Annotated in this window: 25 protein-coding genes; 13 read left to right on the top strand and 12 right to left on the bottom strand. The window is 45.3% G+C overall.

The window, feature by feature from the left end:
• Positions 1 to 34 precede the first annotated feature (34 nt).
• The 6 genes from DP923_RS15420 to DP923_RS15395 all read left to right on the top strand — a co-directional run bounded on the left by DP923_RS15420 (position 35) and on the right by DP923_RS15395 (position 7,302).
• A complete protein-coding gene (locus tag DP923_RS15420; RefSeq protein WP_112306788.1) occupies positions 35 to 469 on the top strand; it encodes a MarR family winged helix-turn-helix transcriptional regulator in 435 nt (144 codons plus the stop codon).
• 24 nt (positions 470 to 493) lie between these two features.
• Positions 494 to 2,896, top strand: a complete 2,403-nt coding sequence (locus DP923_RS15415) for a 3-hydroxyacyl-CoA dehydrogenase/enoyl-CoA hydratase family protein (RefSeq protein ID WP_112306787.1) — start codon at positions 494 to 496, stop codon at positions 2,894 to 2,896.
• Positions 2,897 to 2,928: 32 nt separating this feature from the next.
• Positions 2,929 to 4,107, top strand: a complete 1,179-nt coding sequence (locus DP923_RS15410) for an acetyl-CoA C-acyltransferase (protein ID WP_112306786.1) — start codon at positions 2,929 to 2,931, stop codon at positions 4,105 to 4,107.
• Between the two features lie 36 nt (positions 4,108 to 4,143).
• Entirely contained in the window at positions 4,144 to 4,500 is a 357-nt protein-coding gene (locus DP923_RS15405) for a four helix bundle protein (RefSeq protein ID WP_112306785.1), read from the top strand.
• 64 nt (positions 4,501 to 4,564) lie between these two features.
• Complete coding sequence (locus DP923_RS15400; protein ID WP_112306784.1) at positions 4,565 to 6,352, top strand: acyl-CoA dehydrogenase family protein; 1,788 nt, start codon at positions 4,565 to 4,567, stop codon at positions 6,350 to 6,352.
• A 230-nt stretch (positions 6,353 to 6,582) separates the two neighbouring features.
• Positions 6,583 to 7,302: a glycosyltransferase family 2 protein gene (locus DP923_RS15395; protein ID WP_112306783.1), complete on the top strand. Its 720-nt coding sequence runs from the start codon at positions 6,583 to 6,585 to the stop codon at positions 7,300 to 7,302.
• Here DP923_RS15395 and DP923_RS15390 read toward each other — a convergent pair.
• On the bottom strand, positions 7,290 to 8,750 hold the full coding sequence (locus DP923_RS15390; RefSeq protein WP_112306782.1) for a hypothetical protein: 1,461 nt from the start codon (positions 8,748 to 8,750) through the stop codon (positions 7,290 to 7,292). The genes DP923_RS15395 and DP923_RS15390 overlap by 13 nt on opposite strands.
• A 256-nt stretch (positions 8,751 to 9,006) precedes the next feature.
• Between DP923_RS15390 and DP923_RS15385 the strand changes: the two genes are divergently transcribed.
• Positions 9,007 to 9,204 (top strand): hypothetical protein, encoded by a 198-nt coding sequence (locus DP923_RS15385; RefSeq protein WP_125047756.1) that lies wholly within the window; start codon positions 9,007 to 9,009, stop codon positions 9,202 to 9,204.
• A 7-nt stretch (positions 9,205 to 9,211) separates the two neighbouring features.
• On the opposite strand, the gene recG is transcribed toward DP923_RS15385, so the two are convergent.
• The 5 genes from recG to mutY all read right to left on the bottom strand — a co-directional run bounded on the left by recG (position 9,212) and on the right by mutY (position 15,605).
• Positions 9,212 to 11,311: an ATP-dependent DNA helicase RecG gene (recG, locus tag DP923_RS15380; RefSeq protein ID WP_112306780.1), complete on the bottom strand. Its 2,100-nt coding sequence runs from the start codon at positions 11,309 to 11,311 to the stop codon at positions 9,212 to 9,214.
• Positions 11,312 to 11,969: 658 nt separating this feature from the next.
• On the bottom strand, positions 11,970 to 12,590 hold the full coding sequence (gene gldD / locus DP923_RS15370; RefSeq protein WP_112306778.1) for a gliding motility lipoprotein GldD: 621 nt from the start codon (positions 12,588 to 12,590) through the stop codon (positions 11,970 to 11,972).
• Positions 12,550 to 13,833 carry a gliding motility-associated protein GldE gene (gldE, locus tag DP923_RS15365; protein ID WP_239021064.1) on the bottom strand — a complete coding sequence of 428 codons (1,284 nt, stop codon included), beginning with the start codon at positions 13,831 to 13,833 and terminating at the stop codon, positions 12,550 to 12,552. The genes gldD and gldE overlap by 41 nt, the downstream gene beginning before the upstream one ends.
• Before the next feature lie 116 nt (positions 13,834 to 13,949).
• Positions 13,950 to 14,405, bottom strand: coding sequence for a single-stranded DNA-binding protein (locus DP923_RS15360; protein WP_112306777.1), 456 nt, complete (start codon positions 14,403 to 14,405; stop codon positions 13,950 to 13,952).
• Positions 14,406 to 14,513: 108 nt separating this feature from the next.
• Entirely contained in the window at positions 14,514 to 15,605 is a 1,092-nt protein-coding gene (gene mutY / locus DP923_RS15355; RefSeq protein WP_112306873.1) for an A/G-specific adenine glycosylase, read from the bottom strand.
• 305 nt (positions 15,606 to 15,910) lie between these two features.
• On the opposite strand from mutY, the gene DP923_RS15350 reads away from it, so the two are divergent.
• The 3 genes from DP923_RS15350 (at position 15,911) to DP923_RS15340 (ending at position 18,981) form a co-directional block, all read left to right on the top strand.
• Positions 15,911 to 16,216 (top strand): HU family DNA-binding protein, encoded by a 306-nt coding sequence (locus DP923_RS15350; RefSeq protein ID WP_112306776.1) that lies wholly within the window; start codon positions 15,911 to 15,913, stop codon positions 16,214 to 16,216.
• Positions 16,217 to 16,282: 66 nt separating this feature from the next.
• Positions 16,283 to 17,164: a tetratricopeptide repeat protein gene (locus DP923_RS15345; protein WP_112306775.1), complete on the top strand. Its 882-nt coding sequence runs from the start codon at positions 16,283 to 16,285 to the stop codon at positions 17,162 to 17,164.
• A 212-nt stretch (positions 17,165 to 17,376) separates the two neighbouring features.
• Positions 17,377 to 18,981: an Rne/Rng family ribonuclease gene (locus DP923_RS15340; RefSeq protein ID WP_112306774.1), complete on the top strand. Its 1,605-nt coding sequence runs from the start codon at positions 17,377 to 17,379 to the stop codon at positions 18,979 to 18,981.
• A 108-nt stretch (positions 18,982 to 19,089) separates the two neighbouring features.
• On the opposite strand, the gene DP923_RS15335 is transcribed toward DP923_RS15340, so the two are convergent.
• A complete protein-coding gene (locus DP923_RS15335) occupies positions 19,090 to 19,749 on the bottom strand; it encodes a porin family protein (protein WP_112306773.1) in 660 nt (219 codons plus the stop codon).
• 69 nt (positions 19,750 to 19,818) lie between these two features.
• Between DP923_RS15335 and gldB the strand changes: the two genes are divergently transcribed.
• The 3 genes from gldB to DP923_RS15320 all read left to right on the top strand — a co-directional run bounded on the left by gldB (position 19,819) and on the right by DP923_RS15320 (position 23,078).
• Positions 19,819 to 20,829 (top strand): gliding motility lipoprotein GldB, encoded by a 1,011-nt coding sequence (gldB, locus tag DP923_RS15330; protein WP_239021063.1) that lies wholly within the window; start codon positions 19,819 to 19,821, stop codon positions 20,827 to 20,829.
• 99 nt (positions 20,830 to 20,928) lie between these two features.
• On the top strand, positions 20,929 to 22,131 hold the full coding sequence (locus DP923_RS15325; RefSeq protein ID WP_112306871.1) for a glycosyltransferase family 4 protein: 1,203 nt from the start codon (positions 20,929 to 20,931) through the stop codon (positions 22,129 to 22,131).
• A gap of 461 nt (positions 22,132 to 22,592) precedes the next feature.
• Positions 22,593 to 23,078 carry a DUF4890 domain-containing protein gene (locus DP923_RS15320; protein ID WP_165838211.1) on the top strand — a complete coding sequence of 162 codons (486 nt, stop codon included), beginning with the start codon at positions 22,593 to 22,595 and terminating at the stop codon, positions 23,076 to 23,078.
• 49 nt (positions 23,079 to 23,127) lie between these two features.
• On the opposite strand, the gene nth is transcribed toward DP923_RS15320, so the two are convergent.
• The 5 genes from nth to DP923_RS15295 all read right to left on the bottom strand — a co-directional run bounded on the left by nth (position 23,128) and on the right by DP923_RS15295 (position 26,032).
• Positions 23,128 to 23,808, bottom strand: coding sequence for an endonuclease III (gene nth / locus DP923_RS15315; RefSeq protein ID WP_112306771.1), 681 nt, complete (start codon positions 23,806 to 23,808; stop codon positions 23,128 to 23,130).
• A 19-nt stretch (positions 23,809 to 23,827) separates the two neighbouring features.
• On the bottom strand, positions 23,828 to 24,058 hold the full coding sequence (locus DP923_RS15310) for a hypothetical protein (RefSeq protein ID WP_112306770.1): 231 nt from the start codon (positions 24,056 to 24,058) through the stop codon (positions 23,828 to 23,830).
• Positions 24,033 to 24,635 (bottom strand): RNA polymerase sigma factor, encoded by a 603-nt coding sequence (locus tag DP923_RS15305; protein WP_112306769.1) that lies wholly within the window; start codon positions 24,633 to 24,635, stop codon positions 24,033 to 24,035. Before DP923_RS15305 ends, DP923_RS15310 begins: the two co-directional genes overlap by 26 nt.
• Before the next feature lie 470 nt (positions 24,636 to 25,105).
• A complete protein-coding gene (locus DP923_RS15300) occupies positions 25,106 to 25,489 on the bottom strand; it encodes a group III truncated hemoglobin (protein ID WP_112306768.1) in 384 nt (127 codons plus the stop codon).
• A 207-nt stretch (positions 25,490 to 25,696) separates the two neighbouring features.
• Positions 25,697 to 26,032: a hypothetical protein gene (locus DP923_RS15295; RefSeq protein ID WP_112306767.1), complete on the bottom strand. Its 336-nt coding sequence runs from the start codon at positions 26,030 to 26,032 to the stop codon at positions 25,697 to 25,699.
• Between the last annotated feature and the right edge of the window lie 47 nt (positions 26,033 to 26,079).

Raw genomic sequence — 26,079 nt, 5'->3', positions numbered from 1 at the left:
TTATTTTTATATTTGATAACATCATCGCTTGTACATGAAGCCGGAAGAAACAGTAGACTATAATTTTAAAGTATGTTGGCATGCCATCTCGCGTATGTATAATACCGAGGCTGCCAAAAACGATATAACCACCTCTATCGGGTTTGTGCTGCTTAACATTGACCAGCAGGCCGGTACGCCCGCTACCAAAATAGCACCCTTGCTTGGCCTCGAAGCCCGCAGCCTTACCCGCATCCTGAAAAGTATGGAAGAGAATGATCTCATCTATAAAGTATCGGATGCTCGGGATAAGCGCCTTGTCCGCATTTTTTTAACGGAAAAAGGCCTCGAAAAGAAAGAGGTTTCACGGAAAACGGTGCTGCATTTTAACCACAAAGTACGCGAGCAGATACCGCAGGAAGAACTGGACGTGTTCTTTAAAGTATGCGGCCGTATTCTGGGGATGATCGAAAACAAAAATATTTATTAAACCATAGACAATTAGACCTATTCTATGAGAAGAATAATTAAAAAAGTAGCGGTATTAGGTTCCGGCGTGATGGGTTCGCGTATTGCCTGCCACTTCGCCAACATTGGCGTACAGGTGTTGCTGCTGGACATAGCCCCGAAAGAACTAACGCCCGACGAAGAAAAGAAAGGCCTGACGCTGGAAAGCAAAGCCGTTCGTAACCGCATTGTAAATAATGCACTGCAGGCCGCGATTGTTTCTAACCCGTCGCCGATCTACCGCAAAGCAGATGCAAGCCTGATCAAAACAGGTAACTTCGAGGATAACATGAAGGATATTGCTACTGCCGACTGGACCATCGAAGTAGTAGTAGAGAACCTGAAGATCAAGAAAATTGTGTACGACCAGGTGGAGCAATTCCGCAAGCCGGGTACGCTGATCTCTTCTAACACATCCGGTATTCCGATTCATTTGATGCTGGATGGCCGTTCGGATGATTTCAGAAAGCACTTCTGCGGTACGCACTTCTTTAACCCGCCGCGCTACTTAAAACTTCTCGAGATAATTCCTACGCCGGAAACGGACCAAAGTGTAGTGGATTTCCTAATGCACTACGGGGATTTATACTTAGGAAAGACAACTGTACTGGCTAAAGATACGCCTGCCTTTATTGCAAACCGGGTTGGTATTTACGCCATTATGCAAGGCCTGCAGGTAATGAACAAACTGGGCCTGAACGTAGACGAGGTAGACAAAATCTCCGGCCCGATCATCGGTCGCCCGAAGTCTGCAACGTTCCGAACGCTGGATGTAGTTGGTTTGGATACGCTGGCGAATGTGGCCAACGGCTTGTACCAGACCGGCGAAAAAGACGAATCGCGTGAGCTGTTTAAGCTGCCTGCTTACCTGCAGACAATGGTAGATAACAAATGGCTGGGCGATAAATCCGGACAAGGTTTCTACAAAAAGACAAAAGATGCGAACGGCAAAACCGAGATTCTGACGCTGGACTTAAATACGCTGGAGTACGGACCAAAGCAGAAAGCCAAGTTCCAGAGTCTGGAAGTGTTAAAGCCGATCGAAGACCTGAAGAAACGCATCAAAGCCTTCTCCGGCCAGAAAGATAAAGCAGCACAGTTCTTAAATGAGTCGCTTTACGGTTTGTTCCAGTACGTGAGCAACCGCATACCTGAGATTTCGGATGAACTATACAGAATAGACGATGCCATGCGTGCCGGCTTCGGCTGGGAACTGGGTCCGTTTGAGTACTGGGATGCCATTGGTGCCCGCGAAGGTGTGCAGCGCATGACCGAAGCCGGTTATCAGCCAGCAGCCTGGGTACAGGAAATGTTGGAAAGCGGCAAAGAGTCTTTCTACATCGTAGAGAACGGCCAACGCCGCTATTACGACATCAACTCCAAAGAATACAAAGCCATACCTGGTGCTGAGAACTTCATTATCCTTGAAAACCTGCGTGGCAATAAGGTTATCTGGAAAAACAGCGGCGCTACTATACTTGACTTGGGCGATGGTATCCTGAATGTGGAGTTCCATACGAAGATGAACACCATGGGCGGCGATGTGATCATGGCCCTGAACAAAGGGATCGAGCTGGCTGAAAAAGATTTCCGTGGGATGGTAGTTGGTAACGATGCAGCTAATTTCTCTGCCGGTGCTAACGTGGGCCTTATCTACATGTATGCGCTGGATCAGGATTTCGACGAACTGAACATGATCATCCGCCAGTTCCAGAACACCATGATGCGCATGCGCTACTCGGCTATACCTGTAGTAGGCGCACCGCACGGCTTAACACTGGGTGGTGGCTGCGAATTGAATTTACATTGCGATCATATACAGGCATCTGCTGAAACCTACATGGGCTTGGTTGAGTTTGGTGTTGGCCTGATACCAGGCGGTGGCGGTACAAAAGAAATGACGCTGCGTGCTGCCGATATGTATGCCGAAGGCGACATCGAGTACAACGACCTGAAAAACGTGTTCCTGAACATCGGTATGGCAAAAGTTTCTACGTCGGCTAAAGAAGCGGTGGACTTAGGCTTTATGCGCAAATCTGATGGCATTACAATTAATAGTAATCGTCTGATAGCTGATGCCAAAGCGCAGGCTATACTTATGGCCGAAGCAGGTTACAGCAGACCAGTAGAGCGCACCAACATCAAAGTACAGGGCCAAGGCGCATTGGGTATGTTCCTGACAGGTGCAAACGCGATGTATACAGGCCGCTACATGTCAGCACACGACCTGAAAATATCTCAAAAGTTAGCTTATGTAATGTGCGGTGGCGATTTATCTGCCCCAACCGAAGTAAGCGAACAATACCTGCTGGATCTGGAACGCGAAGCCTTCTTATCATTAACAGGTGAGCGCAAAACACTGGAGCGTATCCAGAGCATCCTGACAACAGGCAAGCCGCTGAGAAATTAATTCTATAGTATAAACTATAAAAGAGCATCAAAATGAACAATGCATATATAGTAGCCGGATTTCGTAGCGCAGTAGGCAAAGCAGGCCGCGGCGGTTTCCGGTTCACCAGACCCGATGACCTGGCAGCTGATGTCATCAAACATTTAGTAGCTTCTGTACCCGCTTTAGACCCCGAGCGTGTAGACGACCTGATCGTTGGCAACGCCGTACCGGAAGCAGAGCAGGGCTTGCAGATCGGCCGTATGATCTCACTTTTATCCTTGCCTCTGTCGGTGAGCGGTATGACGGTGAACCGTTACTGCGGATCAGGTTTAGAAACCATCGCCATTGCTGCCAACCGCATTGCAGCAGGTATGGCCGATTGTATTATTGCAGGCGGTACAGAATCTATGTCGATGGTGCCAACTGCCGGCTGGAAAACAGTGCCAAACTACAAAATTTCTAAAAACAACCCGGACTGGTACCTGAGCATGGGGCTTACAGCTGAAGCAGTAGCAGCAGACTACAAGGTTTCACGTGAAGACCAGGACGAATTTGCTTATAACTCGCACCGCAAAGCACTCGATGCGATCAAGAACGGCTACTTTAAAGAGCAGATCGTTCCGATTACGGTAGAAGAAACTTACCTGGATGAGAATGGCAAAAAGAAAACCCGTTCTTATGTAGTAGATACCGACGAAGGTCCGCGTGCCGGAACATCCATCGAAGCATTGGCCAAACTGAAGCCTGTATTTGCAGCTGGCGGTACTGTAACAGCCGGTAACTCTTCTCAGACTTCTGATGGCGCTGCCTTTGTAATTGTGATGAGCGAGCGCATGGTAAAAGAACTCAACCTGGAGCCGATTGCCCGCATGGTAACCTACGCAACCGGGGGTGTAGATCCGCGCATTATGGGGATGGGCCCGATTGCTGCTGTTCCGAAAGCGCTTAAAATGGCTGGCCTAACGCTGAACGACATCGACCTGATTGAAATGAACGAAGCTTTTGCAGCACAATCCATTGCAGTTATGCGCCACCTGGATTTCGATCCGGCCAAGCTTAACATCAGTGGTGGTGCCATTGCATTAGGTCACCCGCTGGGCTGTTCTGGTGCCAAGCTCTCTATTCAGCAGTTTCATGAGCTGCGCCGCTTAGGTAAAAAGTATGGCATGGTTACCGCCTGTGTTGGCGGCGGCCAGGGCGTAGCTGGTATTTATGAATTGTTAAAGTAAGCTTGTGACAAAAGACTAAGTGACAAAAGACAAAAGATGAAGCATAATTTCAGAGAATTGAAAGTATGGCAGGATGCAATTACTTTAGCAAAAGAAGTATACCTGCATTCCCGTCAATTTCCTGAATCTGAAAAGTATGGTTTAACAAGTCAGGTAAATCGTGCTGTCGTATCAATTGCTTCTAATATAGCTGAAGGCTCTGGTAGAAATACTAACAAAGACTTTTGTAATTTCTTAGGCATTGCTCTTGGGTCGGCTTATGAAGCTGAAACACAGCTTATACTTGCGAAAGAGTTCGGTTTTCTATCTGAAGATAGCCTTAATCACTTAGTAGAAAAGTTAAATAGCTTAGAGAAAAAAATTAGTAACCTGCAAAGCAGGCTCAGAGATTAATCAAAATAGGATGTAAGATTATTGTCTTTTGTCCTTTGTCAAAAAATCTAAAAATCAAAAACTTATGGCAACTCAAAGTGCAACTATAAAAGGTGGTGAGTTCCTGATCAAGGAAACCAATCCGCAGGACGTATTTATTCCTGCAGAATTTTCGGAAGAGCAGCGCATGATGGCGCAAACCTGTCTTGACTTTGTGCAGGAAGAGGTGAACCCATTGTTAGAGCGCCTCGATAACCACGAAGAAGGCCTGATGGAAAACCTGATGAAAAAGGCAGGTGAACTGGGTTTATTCGCAGTATCAGCGCCAGAACAGTACGGCGGACTGAACATGGACTTTAACACAGCATTGCTTGTAACAGAATCTGTAGGCGGTGGCCATTCGTTTCCGGTAGCTTTTGCGGCGCACACAGGTATTGGCACCTTACCAATTTTATACTTTGGTACCGAAGAGCAGAAGGCAAAGTATATCCCGAAACTGGTGAGCGGCGAGTGGATGTCGGCTTATTGCTTAACGGAGCCAGGTTCCGGTTCTGATGCGCTGGCAGCTAAATCCAAAGCTGTACTTAACGCTGAGGGCACACACTATATCCTGAACGGCCAGAAAATGTGGATCACTAACGCAGGTTTTGCCGATGTGTTTGTGGTGTTCGCGCAGATCGATGGCGATAAGTTTACAGGCTTTATTGTTGAGAAAGATTTTCCGGGAGTGAGCCTTGGCAACGAAGAGCACAAGATGGGTATTAAAGGTTCGTCTACGCGCCAGGTATTCTTCTCTGATTGCTTAGTTCCAAAAGAAAACGTGTTAGGCGAGATCGGCAAAGGCCACCTTATCGCTTTCAATATCCTGAACATTGGCCGTATCAAGCTGGCTGCTGCTACGCTGGGTGCTGCTAAAAAAGTAGCGGACCTGTCGGTGAAGTATGCCAATGAGCGCCAGCAGTTTAAGCTTCCTATTGCTAAGTTTGGCGCTATCAAGTATAAATTAGCAGAGCAGGCTATCCGTATTTATGCAGTAGAATCAGCGTTGTACCGCGCCGGTATGGATATCTACCGCAAAGAGCAGGAACTGATGGCTGCCGGCAAAAACGAGAACGAAGCGCTGTTAGGTGCTGCCCGTGAGTTTGCTGTAGAATGTGCTATCCTGAAAGTGGAAGGCTCTGAAGTGCTGGATTATGTAACCGACGAAGGCGTACAGATCTACGGTGGCTACGGCTTCTCTGCCGACTACCCAATGGACCGCGCTTACCGCGACTCCCGCATCAACCGTATTTTTGAAGGAACAAATGAGATCAACCGCATGCTTGCTGTTGATATGATCCTGAAAAAAGCGATGAGCGGCGAATTAGACCTGATGGGCCCGGCACAGGCTGTGCAAGGCGAACTGATGGCGATTCCGGATTTCGGAGCAGAAGAGGAGGAAGGATTATTTACGGCAGAACACAAAGCGATCAGAAACCTGAAAAAGGCGATTTTGATGGTGGCAGGTACGGCAGTACAGAAGTACATGAACTCGCTGGCCAAAGAGCAGGAAATCCTGATGAACATCGCAGATATGGCCATCAAAACATATGTGGCCGAATCTACATTGCTGCGCGTGGAGAAGCTGGCAGGCCAGAAAGGCGAAGAAGCCGTTGCCAATCAGATTGACATCGTAAGAGTAGTAGTGAGTGATGCGGTTGATTCGGCTTTTATAGCTGGTAAAGAGGCGATCGCTTCTATGGTAGAGGGAGATGAGCAGCGTCTGTTGTTTATGGGCTTAAAGCGCTTCACCAAAAAAGACCTGTATAACACCAAAGAAGCACGTCGTCGCATAGCTGCTGCTATGATCGAGGCAAACGAATTTGTTTACTAATTCCTGTTTTATATTAAGTGTTAAAGGGCCGTTGCGAAAGCAATGGCCCTTTAATTTTTGTATCAATACAAATAAGATAGCTCAAAAAAATACTGGTACGTATTAGCAACACGATCTCCAGTTTTTATACTTAAATGTTATAACTTAAGCCTGTAAATTTATGCTTATAAAGTATAACTGTATTTAGTTTTGCCGTATTGGTAAAATGGTTTATTTAGAAAGAATAACGTATGTCAGTAACTTGTCTGATACCTTTTTATAACGAACGAGACAGAATAGCGCATGTGCTAAATGTTATAACGATGGTGCCGCAAATAAGCCAGGTTGTATGTGTGGATGATGGCTCTACAGACGGAACAAGCGCTTACATAAAAGCAAACTGGCCGGCAGTGGAAGTGCTGGAACTGCCCTGTAACCAAGGCAAGGCTGCCGCCATACAGCAAGGTGTAAAACTGGCAAAGTATGAATTGGTGCTGATGATGGATGCAGACTTGCAGGAACTACAGGTACACGAAATTGAAAACGCCATACAAGCCTTCACCGAGCAGCGCACAGTAGATATGCTCATACTTAGGCGCATTAATTCGCCGTGGTTTGTGAGGTGGTACCGCAGCGATATCCTGCTTTCTGGGGAAAGGCTGCTTTGGAAAACTGACCTCGAAAAGGCTTTAGCGCAGGCCGCCAAACGTTACCAGCTCGAAGTAGCCATTAACCGCTACATGCTCCGGCATAAAAAAGTTGTGCGCTGGGTGCCTTGGTCGGCCGTTAACACTTATAAAGTAGACAAATTAGGCGTACTCGATGGCTCAAAAAAAGAATTCAGAATGTATGTAGAGATCGTATCGTTTGTGGGCTTCTCGCATATGATGCGGCAGCTAACGTCGTTCCGGAAGCGCCTGCACTACGAACATGAACACCAGGCAAAGTATAAATCAACTTACCTTAACTGAACATGTGATAATTTTAAGCCTTGTGTTCTTCGGCCGGGCCTTACTACCGTTATAATATCTTTCGGTGTCAGCCACGAGGTAAAGTCTTTTACATAAGCCAACCCTTTGTCATTCGCTACATTTAACCCGATGGCTTTAGCGGCAGTTGCCTGGCCGTTTGCCGTATTTATCCGCCGCAGGTGCAGGTCATACTTTCCGTTCATATCCTCCAATGTTAGCAGGTTTAAAGTAGCGCCATCTACATAAGCGCTGTACGAAATACCCGAGAAAGCATCTTCCGATGCAGCCCGCTGGCTTTTCAGCAGCACCGAATTCCAGGCGGCGTTCATAAACTCATCGTACGCAAACAAGTGTAGTTCTTTGGCAACGTACGGCGAGTTCTCGCCAGCTTCCAAGTACTTTTTCTCTGCGATCACGATCAGTTTATTTTCTGCTGTCAGGAGCAGGTCAGAAAGGTAAATGTCTTCGAGACGGGAAGGTTTAGGGCCGGCGCTTTTGTCCTGGGCATTTACTTTCGGCAGGTATTCAGGTGTAAATTTATACTCCTCGGCAAACACCATATCTTTTGCATCAAAGTCGAACTTTACTGTTTTCAGGCTGTGGTACTGGCCAGAAGTTTCATCAGCGATAAAAACGGCACCGTAAAGCGTACCGTTCGGCATCAACGTAAACTTGCTATCCATGATGTATACTTTTTTGCCCTCAAACAAACCGCCCACCAGCACGCTCATGGCAACGGCATCTTTGCTTTTGGTACTGTACTGGTGCACGGTCAGGCGGGTCATGTTTTCAGAGAGCAGGCTAATGTATTGCTCACCTGTATTGCTTACCTGCACATCCGCCGAAAGTATGGCGGGCACATTGTTTAAGCTATACGTTACATCCTGCACTTTACGGAGGCTGCTGTTGTAAAGTGTACCGCTGATGTTGCGTATCTGCTCGTTTCCGTCGATTAGATAGCGGCAGGCAAGTATAAAATTACCGTCCGGAGAAGTGATGATGCGGGCGCGGCGGCCTTTTGCAGGCGCTTCGAGCAGCAGCTTGCTTTCCAGACTTTTGCCGGTAGTCAGGTCGATGGCGTGGCCATACAGCAACTGCGAGCCTTGCCCGTTATCGCGGCGCGTTACCACAAGCGCAGCATCTTTTCCTGCTGAAAAAGCCTCTACCGTTTCTGTGCCGGTCAGGTCTATTACAGCTGTCCATACTTTTTTCAGGCCCTGATTATACTTTTCGACGGCATACTTGCTGCCAGTGCTTTTGCTAAGTATAACAAAATCAGTCGTGTTTAGCGGAATGGTTTTGCGCGTTATCTGCTGGTTATAACGGTCTTCGCTAGCATCCGGAATATAATAGAACGGAACCGAGGCTTTCAGTTTAGACTGTGCAAGTATGGAAAGAGGCTGGCAAAGCAGCGCAAGAAGTATGAAGTATAAAATCGATCTTTTCACAAGTATAAATCTGGTAAATGAAATAGCTGCCTGTTACAAGTTTAACTAAAATTCGCTTTATAAAAGTATAGGTTACCAGCAAGTATACTTTAGTTTGATGAACGAACCAACATATCCGGATATAGCGGTATTTATTTGCGTTTACCCTGTTTTTAAGTGGTAACAATAAGTTAATCGGTTGGTCTGCCCAATAACTGAGGGTTATAGTAACTTGCAGCCTTTAGCGCGGGTAAACAAACTATCAAACAAAAAGACCATGAAATTTATTTTAAAAATTTGTCTTTTTGCTTTATTGTTGATGATCGGTAAGTATACTAAAAGTGATGAACAAACAATAAAGCAGGAAAGCCAGCCTCTGCAAAACGAACTTAACGCTTACACTGAAACGAGAAACTTAACAGACCTAACTCCTAACGAAATAGCAAATAAAACACGATTTACTGCTGATTTATAAATATTGCTTAACTGATCCGGCTCCAGTTTCTAGAAGCTGTGCTTAACGATTGGATGTGCCGCCGGATATTTTGGTTCTGGGCCTGTTCCAGCATGGGGTCTTCTTTGAGCACGCGTTGAGAGGCGGCACGCGCTTCCTGCAAGATGGGTGCATCTTTCGATAAGTCGGCAATAAGCAGATCGAGTACGCCGCTTTGCTGGGTGCCCATCAGGTCGCCGGGGCCGCGTAGTTTCAGGTCGATGTCGGCAATTTCGAAGCCGTTGTTGGTGCGCACCATTGTTTCGATGCGTACTTTGGTGTCTTTGCCTATTTTATAGCCCGTCATCAGTATGCAGTAGCTTTGTTCAGCGCCCCGGCCCACACGCCCGCGCAACTGGTGCAACTGCGACAAGCCAAAGCGCTCGGCACTTTCAATCACCATAACGGAAGCATTTGGTACGTTCACACCAACTTCTATTACCGTGGTAGCCACCATAATATGGGTTTCGTGCTTTACGAAGCGCTGCATCTCATAGTCTTTGTCCTGGGGTTTCATTTTGCCGTGCACCATACTTACTTTATATTCCGGAAAAGCCCGCTGTACGCTTTCAAAACCATCCATCAGGTCTTTGTAGTTTTCCATCTGCTCCGATTCTTCTATAAGCGGGTACACAATGTATACCTGGCGGCCAAGTTTGATCTCGTCGCGGATGAACTGGAACACGCGTAGGCGGTGTGAGTCGAAGCGGTGCACGGTAATAATGTCTTTCCGGCCGGCGGGCATTTCGTCGATCACAGACACATCTAAATCGCCGTACAGGGTCATGGCCAGCGTGCGCGGAATAGGAGTAGCCGTCATCACCAACACATGCGGAATAATGCGCGGGTTTTTACGCCACAGTTTAGAGCGCTGTTCCACACCAAAACGGTGCTGCTCGTCTACAATGCAAAGGCCCAGGTTATGGAACTGCACTACATCTTCGAGCAGCGCATGCGTACCCACGATCATCTTCATTTCGCCGGAGCGTAGCTGCTCGTGCAGGATCTTGCGGTCTTTTGCTTTAGTAGAGCCTGTTAATTTGCCAATGTTAATGCCCAGGCTGTCTGCAAATTGCTTTAAACCGATGTAATGCTGCCCGGCCAGTATCTCAGTTGGCGCCATCAGCACCGATTGTGCTCCGTTGTCTGCCGCTATCAGCATGGTGATGAAAGCCACAATGGTTTTGCCCGAACCTACATCGCCCTGCAGCAAGCGGTTCATTTGCTTGCCGGTTGTCAGGTCTTTGTAAATCTCTTTGATAACGCGTTTCTGTGCTCCGGTCAGGTCGAAAGTCAGGTGGTTCTTGTAAAAATCAGTAAGTGTGGCGGTGTTCCGGAATATCTGTCCTTCCAGATCAGACTTACGAACCAGTTTCTGACGGAACAGCCGGAGTTGTATGTAAAAAAGCTCTTCAAACTTTAGCCTGAATTTGGCTGCTGTATACTTTTCCGCGGATTCCGGGAAGTGGATGTTGGCCATCGCACTCCGCTTATCCATCAGCCTGTACTGGTCGATCAGGTCCTGCGACAAAGTTTCCTGTATCTGCGGCAGCGCTACTTTCAGCAGCATTTCCATCATCCTGCTGATCACCTTGCTATCGATGCGGTGGGCTTTCAGCTTTTCGGTGGTGTTGTAAACAGGTTGCAGAAAAGCAGTGGTTTGCTTCTCTTCGGTCAGGTCTTCGAGCTCGGGATGCGCCATGTTATACTTGCCGTTAAAGGCGGTCGGCTTTCCGAATACAATGTAATCGGTGTGGTTTTTCAGCGATTTTTCCATCCACTTCACGCCCTTAAACCAGACCAGTTCCAGTTCGTCGCCAGCTTCATCCACCAAAATAGCCGACAGGCGTTGCTTGCGGCCTTCGCCTAGAATCTGCTTTCCGCGCACCCGGCCCCGCACCTGCACATAAGGCATACTTTCGTCGAGCTCGGCTACTTTGTAAAACTGTGTGCGATCGAGGTAACGGAACGGGTAATGTTGGATCAGGTCGCCGTAGGTAAACATGCCCATTTCTTTCTGCAGCAGTTCGGCACGCATCGGGCCTACGCCTTTCAGGAATTCCAGCTTGGTGTTAAAGAAGTTGGTCACGGTTTGTTTGCGCTATTAGTGGTGGTGGCAAGTATAAACACAAAAATAAGCAAAAGCCCCTGAAGCAAAGTATATATCAGGGGCTTTTGAGTTTGTGTTTTCGGTTAAAAGATAATAACAGCAAGATATCTTTAAATAAGATGGCGGCCTATCGCTGCATTCCGAATGATGATCAGAAGGAAAGGTGAGAGAATTGATAGTAAGATATATAACCAACCTAAAATCTTGGCAAATCTTGTATTCGCCCAGGATTTGTCTTTGTAATGATCATAAATCTCGGCTGATTTACCTCCTTTTACAAAAAACAAATAAGATAGTGTACCAGCTAGAACTGTTACTAAATAGAAATAGATTTTATTAACCGGTTCATGATTACTGTAAAAGTAAGGGTCTTTTATGATTTTAGATATGAAATAGACAAAGCCAATCTGAGCGCAAAAAACAAAAGTATAAATGGTTAAGGCCTTTAGCCTTGGACTGTTATTTTTGCGCTTCCCATTTTCAAAATAATAGTTATAGATGATATAATAGGTAAGATGTAGAATCCGTAAAATCATGAACTCTTAAATACTCGCTTAGTCTGTTGATATTAATTGAATACTTTACAAAAGTATAAATTGAGAATTTTAATATGACTTATACTTTTCAGATTGCTTTCCTATTTCTTCTCGCGCCACTCCAGTGTATTCAGGAGATGCACAATATCCTTCTTTACAAACTCAATAACCGGTGCAAGCGAATCGTTTTGGGTGGCAGTTCTAAAGTATAAAGCGCCGCGCAAAAAGTGGGTAGTAGAGTCGGTTACGTAAAACTGGAACTGGCTTGGTACTTCGCCCTGTAGCTCAAACATGGCAGCCACATCGCCTTGCGGCGTTCTGATCTCGGTTTCTTCGATGGAGTATGCTTTTATCTGGTGCTTGGATGTCAACTTTCTGGCATCCTCGATCAGGTCATTCAGCATCTTATCTTCGTTGCCGAGCGCCTTATACGTTAGCTGCACATTGGCTCCAAGCGACGGGTAGAGAATGTTGATCCAATGCGGCTGTGCGATTTTAGATGAATCCGGGCGAATTTTGGCGTGCTCCGAAAACTCAAAAGTATAAGGATGTTCCTGTGGCAGCGTCTGGTAGGTTTGCGAAGGCAGATCGATGCGGTTATAGCCTTTCGGTTTTGGTGTATAATCAGAGGTACAGGCAACCAGCGAGGAAGCAACCGCAAGTATCACTAACGTATAAAAATTAACTAACCTTCTGGTACTGTTCTTTTTTGCTGGAGACATTGATCTTGATTCGTTTAACGCGCTTTAGGTCCGCCGACTCGACTGTAAAATGGTAACGCCCGAACGATATTTCTTCGCCTACTCTTGGTATGCGTGAGAACAGCGAAAGTATAAGTCCGGCTACGGTTTCGTGCTCGCCTTTTACTTCGTTGAACGCATCAAAAGGCAGCTCCACTATTTTGCAGAAATCGTGCAGGGAGGTTTTGCCATCAAAGATAAACGTATTTTCGTCGAGTTGAGAATAGTTAAGCCCATCGTCATCATCAAACTCATCATTTATCTCGCCCACAATTTCTTCGATGATATCTTCGAGCGTTAATAAACCGGTGGTAGTGCCGTACTCGCTCAGCACAATGGCCATGTGTACATGCTTTTCCTTGAAATCCTGGAAAAGATCGGCGATGCGTCTGGTATCGGGTACAAAAAACGGCGCCCGGATAAGTTGTTGCCAGTTAAAATCTGGTGCTTCGTTTAAGTAGGGTAGCAGGTCTTTGATATAAAGTATACCTTCGATTTTATCGGTGCTTTCGCTGTAAACCGGTATACGTGAGTAACCCCATTTCATAATTTCAGGGACCAGTTCGGGCAGACGCATGGCTGTGTTAAAAGCAACAATATCTACACGGGGCCGCATGATCTGGCGCACCGAAATAGAACCGAAGTTAACAACGCCTCTTAAAAGTTTACGTTCTTCCGGCGAAGAATCCTCGTTGGAAAGTGCGATATCCAGGCTATGATGCAGGTGCTGGATTGTATGGTTGTAACCCCGCACCATGTACCGGCCCGTTATAAAGCTATTCAGGCGCAGCAGCAAAGAGGCCGGCGGGTTAGTGATAATAGCTAAGACACGAATAAAGCGGGCAAAGCGCAATGCATACTTCAACGGGTTTTTATGTGCGTACGCTCTCGGAAGAACCTCTCCAAAGAACAGCAGCAAAAACACAACAAGCAGCCCTGTAGCCTCAATAATGCCCAACGAAAAATCGTAACTGCCAAAAAGAAGGGAAGTAAGGTAAACAGCAAGTATGATGATACTTATCCGGATGCTGTTTCTTATAACCAGAAAATTTAGAAGTAGCCTGCGGGGGTTTTGCAATAGCTGAGCCAAGATTTTTTCACGTTTGCCGGGGCTTTGCTGCAGGGCTTCTTTCTGCTGGTCTGTAACAGAAAAAAAAGCTGCTTCTGCACCGGAAACCAGTGCAGAAAGCAGCAATAAAAAGAGCCCGCCCGCAAGGGCAGCCATAAAGTCAGGATTGATTTGCGTGGACGCGCTCTGAATAAGTTGTAGTAAACTATAACTTAAGGGGTCCCCGTCAGAATCTATACTTTCCAAAATGTACTAATTAAGTTAAACATCATTTAGAAGGGCAGGTCGTCCGGCTCATCGTTGCTAAAAGCAGAACCTTTGCCGCTTGGTGCAGCTGCCTGGTTACTGCCGTAATTGTTGTTAGCTGAAGATACATCTGAAGAACCACCGCCATTTTCGCTGCGGCCGCCCAGCATTGTCATGTTATCGGCTACAATCTCGGTGTTATACCTTGTCTGGCCGTCTTTTTCGTAAGATGTCGTTCTGATCTTACCTTCGATATACACGGATTGTCCTTTTTTGAGGTACTTTTCAGCTACCTCAGCCAGGCCGCGCCATACCACAATATTATGCCATTCGGTGCGCTCCTGTTTGTTGCCTGCTTTGTCTTTAAAAGACTCGGAGGTTGCAATAGGGAAACGGGCTACAGCCACACCACCTTCCAAGTGACGAACTTCAGGATCTTTACCCAGATTGCCTAAAAGAATTACTTTGTTTACACTTGCCATGTCTGAAATTGTTTATAAAAAGTTACTTGTGCTACTCCGGCAACCAAGCCGGAGGCGAATTATGGCTTACTAAACTACATAATGCAGATAAATTACGATTAGTTCAGCCTATAAATATACTAAAATTCCGGCATCTTTCAAATAGTTATTTATAAGTACTGGCTTGGGTAATTCTTCTATTTGCTGGGGTGTAAAAGCTACTAATCGCGCCTCCTGCAGTACTTCCTCCGTTAAACGTAATTTAAGTTTAAGATGGTAAAACCAGGCGGTTATTTTTTGATGGCTAAGTACATGTTTATAAGATTTTTGCGGAAGTATAAGTGTGCCCGTATCTATACTTGCGCCGGCTGCCTGCAGGTCGTGCAGCAGTTGTTTTTCGTCTAGCTGGCCATCCATACTTTCGTAGAGGTAAAAATCGTACAGGCCTTGCCAGATATCGCCTTCCAGTCTCCTGCGCATATAAAACCGGCCCTCGTGCTCTAAGACAATGTAATGAAAGAAACGTGGCCTGGCTGCTTTCGCTTTTGATTTTACCGGGAGTTCCTGCACCATGCCGTGGTTAAAAGCAAAACAGCTTTGCTGCAACGGGCAAAACATGCAATCAGGCATGACGGGCGTACACTGGATGGCGCCAAACTCCATGATTGCCTGGTTAAATGTATCAGGTTCATCGGCAGGAATAAGCGAATCTGCTAGCTTCTGGAAAACCTTGCGTGCGGCAGGCGAAGCAATATCATCTGCAACGCCGAAAATACGGGCCAGCACCCTGAACACGTTTCCGTCTAACACGGCAACCTGCTCCTTAAAAGCAAAAGAAGCAATAGCCGCCGCCGTATAACTCCCCACGCCCTTGAGTTGTAGCAGCTCCGCATACTTGTCCGGAAACTTCCCGCCAAACTCATTTACTATTTGCTGGGCCGTGTGGTGCATGTTGCGCGCCCTGGAGTAATAACCCAATCCCTGCCATAACCGCAATACTTCGTCCTGGGGTGCAGAAGCCAGGTCCTGAACGGTAGGGTAAGCCTCGGTAAATTTCAGGTAATAAGGCAGGCCCTGGGCAACGCGCGTTTGCTGCAAAATTACTTCGGATAACCAGATAAAGTATGGATTGATGGTATCGCGCCAGGGCAGCGAACGTTTATGACGGCCGTACCAGCTCAGTAAGGTACCAGAAAAAAAAGCAGGGGAGGTTGTTTCCATAGGGCAGCAAAACAGCGCAAAGATAACCAAACAAGTATGTTTATACTTTGTTTTATAGGTGCTTAAGTATAGTTAGTTTAAAATATTAACACTAGGTTCGCGTTATCATTTCCGGACGGGCAAGGGGCAAGGGAAGAAAGAAAATAGCGCGTTTAAATATCCTAATAATTTAATGCTAAAGCTTTTACTTATCAAAAAGTAAAACTACCTTTGTGCCCCTTAAAAACAGCAAAACAAGCGTATTTGTGTTGTTAATCAATGTATTAGAATTTCATTATTGTTTATAATTATAAAAACCTAAAAAAGTGACTAAAGCAGAAGTAATATCAGAGATTGCTGATAAAACAGGGATTGATAAAGCGGATGTTCAGGCAACCATTGAAGCATTCTTCAAAGTGGTGAAGGACTCTATGGCAGACGGCAACAACATCTATGTGCGTGGTTTTGGTAGCTTTGTGAACAAGAAGCGTGCGAAGAAAGTAGCCCGTAACATTTCTAAAAACACCTCTATTATCATCGACGAGCACTTTATTCCAAGTTTCAAGCCTTCTAAAACGTTCATTCAGAAGATTAAGAACAGCAAAAAAATCAAAGAGTTAGCACTTTCCTAATCTCTTGCTTATCTTTGCAGGTCTGAAAAAAATAGTTATTCACTTACAGCAACTTAGGTAAAAAGAATGTCACGGTCTCAAATTCTGATTGTTATTATAGCTGTCGCATTGGTGGCCGGCATATTCTTTTTACCAAAAGTAGTTGTAAACAAGAAAGACGAAAGCGCTATGGCAGCAGGCCAGGCAGCTGCTGTACCGGAAGGGCACTCAGAAGATGATGGCCACGACCATGGCGCTGAAGCAGGAGCAACTGCTGGCGCAGGTACAGCATCAGATGTGCATGCTACTGCAACACCAGACCAGCTGATGACGCTTGCAACTGCCCGTGCAAAGTATAAGAAATCTACTGATCCGCAGTTTAAAAGCCGTCTGGCAACAGAGCTGGCCGATGCTTATGCTGCCGCTCAGAAGTATGACAGTGCCGGGTTTTATTTTGAGATTGCAGCTAATGCCCGACCAGGCGAAAAAAGCTACAAAAAAGCGGCTGATGCGTATTACGAAGCTTTTACTTTTGCGGCCACGCAGGAGCGTGCCGGCGAACTGGGAGGAAAAGCGCGTAACATGTACGAGCAAGTGCTTAAAAATAACCCGTCTGATCTGGATGCTAAAACAAACGTAGCGATGACCTACATCTCTACTACCAACCCGATGCAGGGTATTACACTGCTGCGTGAGGTAATTACAGCAAATCCAAATCACCAGAAAGCACTGTTTAACTTAGGTATACTTTCGGTGCAGTCGGGGCAGTATGATAAAGCGGCAGAGCGTTTCCGCAAACTGGTGGAGGTTAACCCGAAACACGTAGAAGGAACGTTTTACCTGGCAATATCCTTAGCAGAGACAGAACAGGAAGAAGAAGCAAAGACGTTATTGAACAAAGTGAAAACGATGAGCAATGACCCGGCGCTGGCAGCTTCAGTTGATGAGTACCTTGCAAAACTAAAGTAGAATTTAAAGAATCAATTCATTCATAAAACCACAAAATTATGCCTTGCGGAAAGAAAAGAAAAAGACATAAGATCGCTACACACAAAAGAAAGAAGCGCTTAAGAAAAAACAGACATAAGAAGAAGTAATTTCTTCTGCGTGTTACGAGGCCCACATTGCTTTGCAATAGTGGGCTTTGGTATTATACATCTAATTTAACCATTTGAGAGAAATTGAGTAACGAACTAATTATCAATTCTACTCAGGATGGAGAACGCATTGCCCTCTTACAGGATAAGAGACTAGTCGAATACCACTACGAGCGTAAAGATACCAATTACATTGTAGGCGATATTTTTCTGGGAACTGTAAAGAAAGTAATGCCAGGCCTAAACGCTGCTTTTATTGATATTGGCTACCAGAAAGATGCTTTTTTGCATTACCATGATCTGGGAGCCAATTTCAAGACATTAAATAAATATGTTAAAGCAGCTCAAACACAGAAGAACGCTTCTCCTAAACTTAACCAGGGTAAGTTTGAGCCAGAGATAGATAAACTGGGCAAAATAGCCGATGTGCTGAAAAAAGGACAACAGCTATTAGTTCAGATTGTAAAAGAACCTATCTCTACAAAAGGCCCACGCTTGTCTTGTGAGCTTTCGCTGGCTGGCCGTTATCTGGTGCTTGTACCGTTTTCAAATACGGTAAGTGTATCCAAGAAAATTGTCAGCAAAGAGGAACGCACACGCCTGAAGCGGTTGATCACATCGATCAAACCGGAAAACTTCGGCGTTATTATCAGGACCGTAGCTGAAGGGCGTGAAGTGGCAGAACTCGATCGAGATCTGCGTAACATGCTGGCTAACTGGGAAGATGGTTTTAAGACGCTGCGCGTTGCCAAGCCATGTGATAAAGTTATAGGAGAACTGGGCCGTTCTTCTTCCATATTGAGAGATTTACTGAACGAAAGTTTTGACAACATAGTAGTAGACGATACGCCGCTCTATGATGAGATCAGAACATACATCGAGAGTATTGCCCCGGAAAAATTAAGAATTCTGAAGCATTACACCGGTAAGACCAAAACCTTTGAACACTTTAACATCGAGAAACAGCTAAAAGCTGCTTTCGGCAAAACAGTAACTATACCGGGCGGCGGATACCTGGTAATAGAGCATACCGAAGCACTGCATGTAGTAGATGTAAACAGTGGAAACAAATCAAACACAGAATCAGACCAGGAGGCAACAGCGCTTAATGTAAACATGATGGCAGCCCGTGAAGTGGCACGCCAGCTGCGCCTTCGGGATATCGGTGGTATTATCGTTATCGACTTCATTGACATGAAGTTGCCTGAGAACCGCCAGAAAGTATTTGAGGTAGTAAAAGAAGAAATGCGGAGAGACCGATCCAAGTCTACCATTCTTCCTATCTCTAAGTTTGGCCTGATGCAGATTACGCGCCAGCGTGTAAGGCCAGAGCAAAACATTATTACCGGGGAAGTTTGCCCTACCTGTAACGGCACCGGAAAAATTACTGCCAGTATTCTGGTAACCGACGAAATAGATGCAGCGGTAGACGACCTGCTGACGAGCCATAACCACAGTGGTTTAATGGTTTACCTACATCCATTTGTACACGCCTACTACACCAAAGGCCTTATATCAAAGCAGGTGAAGTGGTTCTTTAAGTACTTTAAATGGGTGAAACTGGTAAAAGATACCTCGCTTGGCATTACAGATTTTAAAGTAATGGATAGCCGGGGTGATGAAATTGAGCTCCGATCAGCTTACTCTGACATAGAGATTATTCAGGATAAGGAAGAAGAACTCGTATAGAACAAAAAAGCCGCCTCTTTAAAAAGGCGGCTTTTTTAGTTAAGTGTTGAAAGTATAAAAAAGGCCACTCAGATCTGAGCGGCCTTTTTTTGTAAGAAGTATGTGGTATTAAAACTTAACGCCGAAGTCGAGTGATACGCTGTTATTTTTCAGAGAGAAATTTTTATCGTTAGTCAGGTTTTTGTAATAATCATCAATGTTGGTTAAGCCTCTATGGTACGTAAGGCCTGCAAATACTTTGGTGCTTTCGCTTAATTGCATTTCTGCGCCGCCGCCAATCAACACATCAGCTTCAAAAGTATTAAAGCGTTTGCTGGCCTTTATATCGTTAATAACATTCTTGTTATTAACTTTTGCACCTACCTTAGTATTTAAAGAACCGCCTACCTGGAAGTATAAAACTGTGGCAGGCGCCACTTCGTTTGTAAATAATTTAAGGGAAACAGGTAACTCAATATACTGCAACGAGATATCGTCTTTACCTGAAATAACAGATCCGTCTTCGCGAGCAAAATTGTAACTTATCTCACTTCCTTTGCTGCGATAAAGCAAACCAGTACTGAAAGCATAATTCTGAGCAAAGAAATAATCGGCTACAACGCCAACACCAAGGCGCAGGTTATTGCTTTCTTTTTCAAAGTTATACTTGTCGTCGGCTATAAACCGGTTACCCGAAATAGTAGGAGATACCTGTAAACCGATCTCAATTTGAGCCATGGCACTCAGGCCAAAGCATAAAAAAAGCGTTAATAATGTGAGTTTCTTCATCAGTTAATTAAATTGAAGCTTAAGTGTAGCATTAATACGTAGCAACACCTTATTTTTGTACAAAGATAGATGAAAATGTATTATAGAATTATAGTAAGTCTTATTCTTCTGTTATCCTTTGGGTGCCGCGAGAAAGGTTGCCAGCTCCCCGAAGAAATAGCAAAAGTGCCTGTTACCGTACAAGTTGAGCGCCTGGAAGAAGGTTTTTTTGCAACGAAAAGCCAGCAGGAAATGGCCGCTTTTATAGATCAGAATAAGTTTTTTGCAGATACATATTTAGAGCGCGCCAAGTATAAATCAGACTCCATGCTGGTTAGGCCGCTTTTCCTGATGTCTGAAAACCCATCACTGGATACGCTGGCGAAGCAGGCAGCCGCAACGTTCGGTGATTTTAAACAGGAACAACAGCAACTCGAAACAGCTTTTAAAGTTATCAAGTACCACTATCCAGCCTATAAAACGCCGCAGGTAAAAACTTTTGTAACTGGCCTGGGAAGTATGGGCAGCGACCTGTTTGTTTCGGATAGTATGCTGGTGTTCGGGCTCGATTATTTTATCGGCAAAAAAGCCAGCTACCGCCCGCAGGTATACGAGTACATTCTGCAACGCTACGAAAAAGATAAAATGGTGCCGGCCGCCATGCTGCTGCTTTCCAATAACTTCAACAAAACAAACCCTGCAGACCGCACCATGCTGGCCGAAATGCTGAACGTAGGGAAAGCTTATTATTTCGTAAAATCTGTGATGCCGTGCGTGGCTGATTCTTCTATAATTGGGTATACCGGCCAGCAAGTGGCAGATATCAGGTATAACGAAGGCAAGATCTGGGCACATTTTATTGAGAAAGGTTTGCTCTTCGAGAAAAATCCGTTCCAGGTAAACAAGTATATCGGGGAGCGGCCAAACACACCGGAGATAGATGCAAAGTCGCCGGGCAGGTTAGGCACCTGGGTGGGCTGGCAGATTGTGAACAAGTATATGGAGCGCAACCCGGAAGTTACCCTGCCTCAATTGATGGCCGAAACAGATTATCAGAAAATATTCGATCAATCGAAGTATAAACCTGAAAGGCGAAAATAAAACCTGATCTGCAACAAAGTATAAACCAGTATTTTACGGGCTGCCTAAACGTAAGCTCTTTCCTTTCTACATTACGCTACGGCTTTGTGCCGCCCTTTCATGCATATTGCTATACTTAACCAGCACCATCATTCCCCGGATTGCCCTGCTACCTGCCGCCATTATACCTTTATGGAAGTGCTGGCAAAAAAACACCGCATTAGCCTGGTAGCTAGCGATGCCTGGCGGCGTACCCAGATCACAAGCAAGTATAACTGGGTACCGGAAGGGGTAGAGCTGCATGAGTGCAAAACACAGTATGCCAACAAAATGGGCGTCGTGAAACGGGCTTCTTCTTTTCTGAAGTTCGCGGCAAGTGCTTTCAGCAAGACCATGAAGTTGGCGAAACCCGATGTGTTATGGGCTGTATCTACGCCGCTTACAACGCCGTGGGTGGTAGCGAAAGTAGCCCGGTTACGCGGTATTCCGTGGGTTTTTGAGGTGCAGGACCTTTGGCCAAGTTTCCCGGTTGCGATGGGCGCCGTGCCTGGTAAATGGATGCAGCGCAAACTTTTCAGGATAGAAAAAAGCCTGTACCAAAGTGCCGCCCATATTGTAACGCTATCTCCGGACATGACCGATTATGTACTGGGTTTAGGCATCAGCCCGGAAAAGATAACGACCAATTATAACGGCACCGACCTCGAACTGGCGAAAGCTGTATCAGCAGAGCAAGTAGAAAACCTGCGGACAAAGTATAAAACCCAAGGCAAAAAAGTAGTGCTGTACGCGGGAACCTATGGCCGCGCCAACGACATGCCCACCCTGATGCAGACTATAGAAAGTATGGCTTCCGATGAAAGTATACTTTTTATCTGTACCGGCACCGGGTATTACCAACCGCAACTGCAGCAGCTGGCATCGCGCGTGCCTAACCTTTTGTTATTACCGCCGCAACCCCGCAACGAAATTTTTCCTTTGTTCCAGTTGGCTGATATTTCGCTTAGCCCATTTAACAACCTGCCCATACTTTCGGTAAACTCCCCGGCTAAACTGTATGATAGCCTGGCAAACGGAACGCCTGTTATTGTAACAAACCCCGGCTGGACGAAGGCGCTGGTAGAGAAGTATAACTGTGGCTGGTACACGCCCGCCGAGCAGCCCGAAGCACTGGCGCAAAGTATAAAACAGATCTTAGCAGATACGGAGGGCTTAAAAATAGCAGGCCAGAACGCCATACGGATTTCGGAGGAGTTATTCGACAGGCAAAAACTTGTGAAAGATATAGAAGCAGTGCTGGTAAAAGCAGCTAAACTTAAGTAGTAACTTTAGTAGCGTCAGCATAGATAGAGCTCATCGTTTTTCTGCAATTCATACTTCAGATAAGTCCTGCGTAAAGTATAAGCAAAGCACCTTCTCTACTAAGTTGATACGATGAAGCTGTTAAGCGCTCTGGCTTCGTGCCTCAACCAGCCTGTTGTTGTGTTTTCAATAATTATTTACAGTAACCTCTTCGTGCTTGCGCTGGTGAAAACATTCTAGAAGGGCAGCCAAAACAATTTCCTTTTCAAAACCTCTAACAGTTTCTGTACTTAATACTGTGTTAAAGTAAATGCTGGCGTTTTTATACTTTCTAGGTGCCTTTCATTCAGTTATTTACAGTTGTTTCTTTAGTTTTTATGAATTGCGAGGTGTAATTCTGGCATAACAATTGAAATAGCAGATTTACAATGCAATTCAGGCCTATAGATTGCGATTTGATCAACTATTTTAAAAGAAAGAACATGAAGAAGATACTAGCTATGCTGGCAATGGGGGTTTTAGTTTCAGGTGCATCTTTTGCCCAGGACGCTCCGCAAAAAGAGAAAGGACAGCATACCGAACACCGTCAGAATAAAAAGCAGCGTGCACAGAAAAGCCCCGAGGAAAGAGCCACAAAACGTACCGAACATCTGGTGCAGAAACTCGACCTGAACAAATCGCAGCAACGCAAATTACAGGCTTTGCATTTAAAACAGGCGCAGGAAAGGCAGCAGTTTATGGCGCAACGCGGCGACTTTAAAGATAAAAGCAAAGCAGACCGCAGTAAAATGCGCGAAATTGCCAAAACCCGCCAGGAAAGCTACAAAGCTGAGTTAAAAGATATCCTGAACAAAAAGCAATATGCCCAATACGAGGTAATGCAGCAGGAGCAGAGAGCCCGCTACGAAAGCAAAAAAGGGGACCGCAAAGAACACCGCGGCGAGCGAAAGCACCAGCGACAAGGTTAATAAATGATAACAAAAAAGGCCCGGCTAAAGTATAGCCGGGCCTTTTTTGTTATCCGCCCAGTTTGTTTTCCGGATCATCGGGTATGTTCGGGAAGTTTTTCTGGAAGAAAGCGCAGAAATGGGTGAGCGGGCACTCTTCGCATTTGGGCCTGCGCGCAATGCAGATGTAGCGCCCATGCAGTATAAGCCAGTGGTGCGCTTTGGCTATCAGCTCTTCAGGCAGGTTCGAGATCAGTTCGCGTTCAACTTCCAGTGGCGTTTTGGCTTTTTTAGCAACCAGCCCCAGCCTTTTGCTTACCCGGAACACATGCGTATCAACAGCCATAGCTGGTTGGTTCCAGATAACAGACACGATCACATTAGCTGTTTTACGGCCAACGCCCGGTAGTTTTACCAGCTCTTCCACGGTGCTGGGTACTTCAGAGTTAAACTGTTCTACCAGCATTCGCCCCAGCCCTGCCAGGTGCTTTGCCTTGTTGTTGGGGTAGGATATACTTCTGATGTACTCAAATATTTCTTCGGGAGCAGCGGCGGCTAAGGCCTCAGGTGTGGGATAGGCTTCAAATAAAGCAGGCGTTACCATATTTACGCGCTTATCCGTGCATTGGGCACTCAGTACCACAGCCAGTATCAACTCATACGGGTTGGTGTAAGCCAGTTCTGTTTCCGGCTCCGGAAAGTTATTCGTAAAATAATCGATCAGGAGCTTGTAGCGTTCTTTGGTGCGCATAAAAAAAGTTTGCAGTCGGTTAAGACTGCAAACTTAAGCTTTTTGAGTAATTCAAAATATTATTGATCGTATGCTGCCCCGGACTTTTCAGGCCTTGGTTAAGCATATTTTGGAGTATAAGCAGATCGGAGCAGCTTTCGGCTAGTTCTTCGTCCTGTAGTAACGCTACTTCCAGTTGCTCGCAGGCATCATCTGCCAACTCATTGTATACATACTGGATAAGCTCATTCTGAGTAGAGGTTTTTATCATAAGCAATATTACCGTTTAGCATCTTCTTCCTGAGGTTGATCAGCGCATAGCGCATTCTGCCCAGGGCTGTATTAATGCTTACGCCGGTTGCTTCTGCTATTTCCTGAAAGCTCATGTCGGCGTAATGGCGCATCATAAGCACTTCGCGCTGCGTTTGGGGCAGCAATTGGATCAGCTCACGCAGACGGGCATGTGTATCTTCTTTTATCTGCAGCGACTCGGCAGAGTCTTCGGCAAACGATAAAGCGTTAAACACATTACTGCCGTCTTCCAGCGTAATCATTGGGCTACGTTTCTCTTTACGGAAAAAGTCGATCGCCAGGTTATGGGCAATACGGCAAATCCAGGAAGAGAATTTCCCTTCCTCGTTATAGCGGCCGCTTTTCATGGTGTGGATGGCCTTAATAAAGGTATCCTGCAACAGATCTTCGGCTGTATACGAGTCTTTTACTATTAATAAGATCGTGGTGTAGACTTTGTTTTTGTGTCTGTTTACTAACTGTTCAAACGCACTCTCGTTACCTGCGATATAGAGCGACACTAAATTAGAGTCGGTCAGCTGGGTAGTTATATTCATGTTAAAGCTACATTAAGTTAACGTAAAGCTTTATATCATATTGTGTCGTTTACTGGTTTAGACTAGATTTTTGAGAAAGGCAAAATCAAATATAGAGAACTCATTTTGCTTGTGCAACAATAGGACCTCCGGAAGCAATTTTTTTTTCTACTGTACGCTACGTAAACATTGTTCCGGGATATTTTATTATGAACCTTATACGATGATAAAGTATAAAAAAGTAGCCGATTATTTAAATTTAGTTTTCCACATATATAAAACCATCCGTAAATGGTTTATGTAGTTGCAGCAAGCATAAATCAGGGCAGAAGAAAGTAGGTGGGTTCTCTATGTTGAGATTAAAACGGGATAGCAGGTTTATACTTTGCTCAGTGAGGTATATTAAGAAAACCGCCGGCACGTATTGGCATAGCGGCGGTTTCAGAACGTAGAAGAGTATACAGAATTAAAATATAAAGCTGTAGATCATTTTATACTTGTTTGGCTATCACATCCAGGAAACCCATTTTCATCTGGAAAATCTGGGCAATGCTGGTGGCTTTCTGCTTGGCTTCGGTTGCTTTCGGGCCTTCAAAAATAGCATCTATGGTTTGCGTAAATAAAGCGGTCCACCGCTGGAAATGCTGTTTCTGAATGGGCAGGCGCATGTGCTTTGGGAAGGGCTGGCCTTTGTAAGCCATTGAACCAAATAAAATAGAACTCCAGAAATTATACATAACCGGCAGGTGCTGGCTCCAGTCTACTTCAGCAAAATCATTAAAGATCGGTGCCAGCAGTTCGTCCTTGTTTACGTTATCGTAAAAAGTATCTACCAGGGTCTTTATATCAGCTTCGTTTTCTAAGTCTTTTCTCATCGGTAATACGTCCTAATGCCATCTATGAAAGCTACAGTGTTACAAAAATACCGTGTGCGGGCTTCCAATTAAATGATATTGGTCATCTTACTTATAATGAGGCCTTTTAAAATGTAAAAATCAGCACAGGAAAGTACGGGCATAAAAAAATCCTTCGAAAGAGCTGAGGAATCTTGTCGAAGGATGCAGGATGTTTTTACGCTGGGATTACTGTTTTCTGCTGAAACCCTTGATACGGTTCAGGATCAGGAGCAGGCGGCGGTTAATGTCGCGCTCTTCCACGGCTTTGCATTGGGCAGTAATGTTGGATGGGGCTTTCAGTTTTTCTTCGAGTGCCTGCAGGTGCTGTAAGTAGCATTCCAGCGTGGTGCAGTTTGCGTTTTTAAAATACTGGTCAATGGCATCCGGGTTAGATTTCAGGTTAATAGCCGAGTTGATCTCGTTGTTGATTAACCGGGTTACGTCCGAATCCGAAGTGATCTCCTGCTGGCATACTTTTTTTTCGATGTTATCCAGCAAGCTTTTTATGTCCATGTTCTTCATAGTGTAAAATTTGAAATAATAAAAAAATAAAGGCACGGCTTATAGTG

This window comes from Pontibacter arcticus, assembly GCF_003284895.1.
GTDB classification, from domain to species: Bacteria; Bacteroidota; Bacteroidia; order Cytophagales; family Hymenobacteraceae; genus Pontibacter; species Pontibacter arcticus.
Note: the sequence above shows the minus strand (reverse complement) of the source record. Positions and strands in the feature narration are given on the sequence as shown.

What these genes read in the sequence shown, in the direction of transcription:
- DP923_RS15420 (WP_112306788.1), top strand. Translation starts at nt 35, where the DNA reads ATGAAGCCGGAAGAAACAGTAGACTATAATTTTAAAGTATGTTGGCAT.
- DP923_RS15310 (WP_112306770.1), bottom strand. Translation starts at nt 24,058, where the DNA reads ATGATAAAAACCTCTACTCAGAATGAGCTTATCCAGTATGTATACAAT.
- DP923_RS15345 (WP_112306775.1), top strand. Translation starts at nt 16,283, where the DNA reads ATGTCACGGTCTCAAATTCTGATTGTTATTATAGCTGTCGCATTGGTG.
- DP923_RS15320 (WP_165838211.1), top strand. Translation starts at nt 22,593, where the DNA reads ATGAAGAAGATACTAGCTATGCTGGCAATGGGGGTTTTAGTTTCAGGT.
- DP923_RS15325 (WP_112306871.1), top strand. Translation starts at nt 20,929, where the DNA reads ATGCATATTGCTATACTTAACCAGCACCATCATTCCCCGGATTGCCCT.
- DP923_RS15385 (WP_125047756.1), top strand. Translation starts at nt 9,007, where the DNA reads ATGAAATTTATTTTAAAAATTTGTCTTTTTGCTTTATTGTTGATGATC.
- DP923_RS15405 (WP_112306785.1), top strand. Translation starts at nt 4,144, where the DNA reads ATGAAGCATAATTTCAGAGAATTGAAAGTATGGCAGGATGCAATTACT.
- DP923_RS15295 (WP_112306767.1), bottom strand. Translation starts at nt 26,032, where the DNA reads ATGAAGAACATGGACATAAAAAGCTTGCTGGATAACATCGAAAAAAAA.
- gldB (WP_239021063.1), top strand. Translation starts at nt 19,819, where the DNA reads ATGAAAATGTATTATAGAATTATAGTAAGTCTTATTCTTCTGTTATCC.
- DP923_RS15305 (WP_112306769.1), bottom strand. Translation starts at nt 24,635, where the DNA reads ATGAATATAACTACCCAGCTGACCGACTCTAATTTAGTGTCGCTCTAT.
- nth (WP_112306771.1), bottom strand. Translation starts at nt 23,808, where the DNA reads ATGCGCACCAAAGAACGCTACAAGCTCCTGATCGATTATTTTACGAAT.
- DP923_RS15360 (WP_112306777.1), bottom strand. Translation starts at nt 14,405, where the DNA reads ATGGCAAGTGTAAACAAAGTAATTCTTTTAGGCAATCTGGGTAAAGAT.
- gldE (WP_239021064.1), bottom strand. Translation starts at nt 13,833, where the DNA reads ATGGCTGCCCTTGCGGGCGGGCTCTTTTTATTGCTGCTTTCTGCACTG.
- mutY (WP_112306873.1), bottom strand. Translation starts at nt 15,605, where the DNA reads ATGGAAACAACCTCCCCTGCTTTTTTTTCTGGTACCTTACTGAGCTGG.
- DP923_RS15335 (WP_112306773.1), bottom strand. Translation starts at nt 19,749, where the DNA reads ATGAAGAAACTCACATTATTAACGCTTTTTTTATGCTTTGGCCTGAGT.
- DP923_RS15300 (WP_112306768.1), bottom strand. Translation starts at nt 25,489, where the DNA reads ATGAGAAAAGACTTAGAAAACGAAGCTGATATAAAGACCCTGGTAGAT.
- DP923_RS15400 (WP_112306784.1), top strand. Translation starts at nt 4,565, where the DNA reads ATGGCAACTCAAAGTGCAACTATAAAAGGTGGTGAGTTCCTGATCAAG.
- DP923_RS15415 (WP_112306787.1), top strand. Translation starts at nt 494, where the DNA reads ATGAGAAGAATAATTAAAAAAGTAGCGGTATTAGGTTCCGGCGTGATG.
- gldD (WP_112306778.1), bottom strand. Translation starts at nt 12,590, where the DNA reads ATGTCTCCAGCAAAAAAGAACAGTACCAGAAGGTTAGTTAATTTTTAT.
- DP923_RS15395 (WP_112306783.1), top strand. Translation starts at nt 6,583, where the DNA reads ATGTCAGTAACTTGTCTGATACCTTTTTATAACGAACGAGACAGAATA.
- DP923_RS15410 (WP_112306786.1), top strand. Translation starts at nt 2,929, where the DNA reads ATGAACAATGCATATATAGTAGCCGGATTTCGTAGCGCAGTAGGCAAA.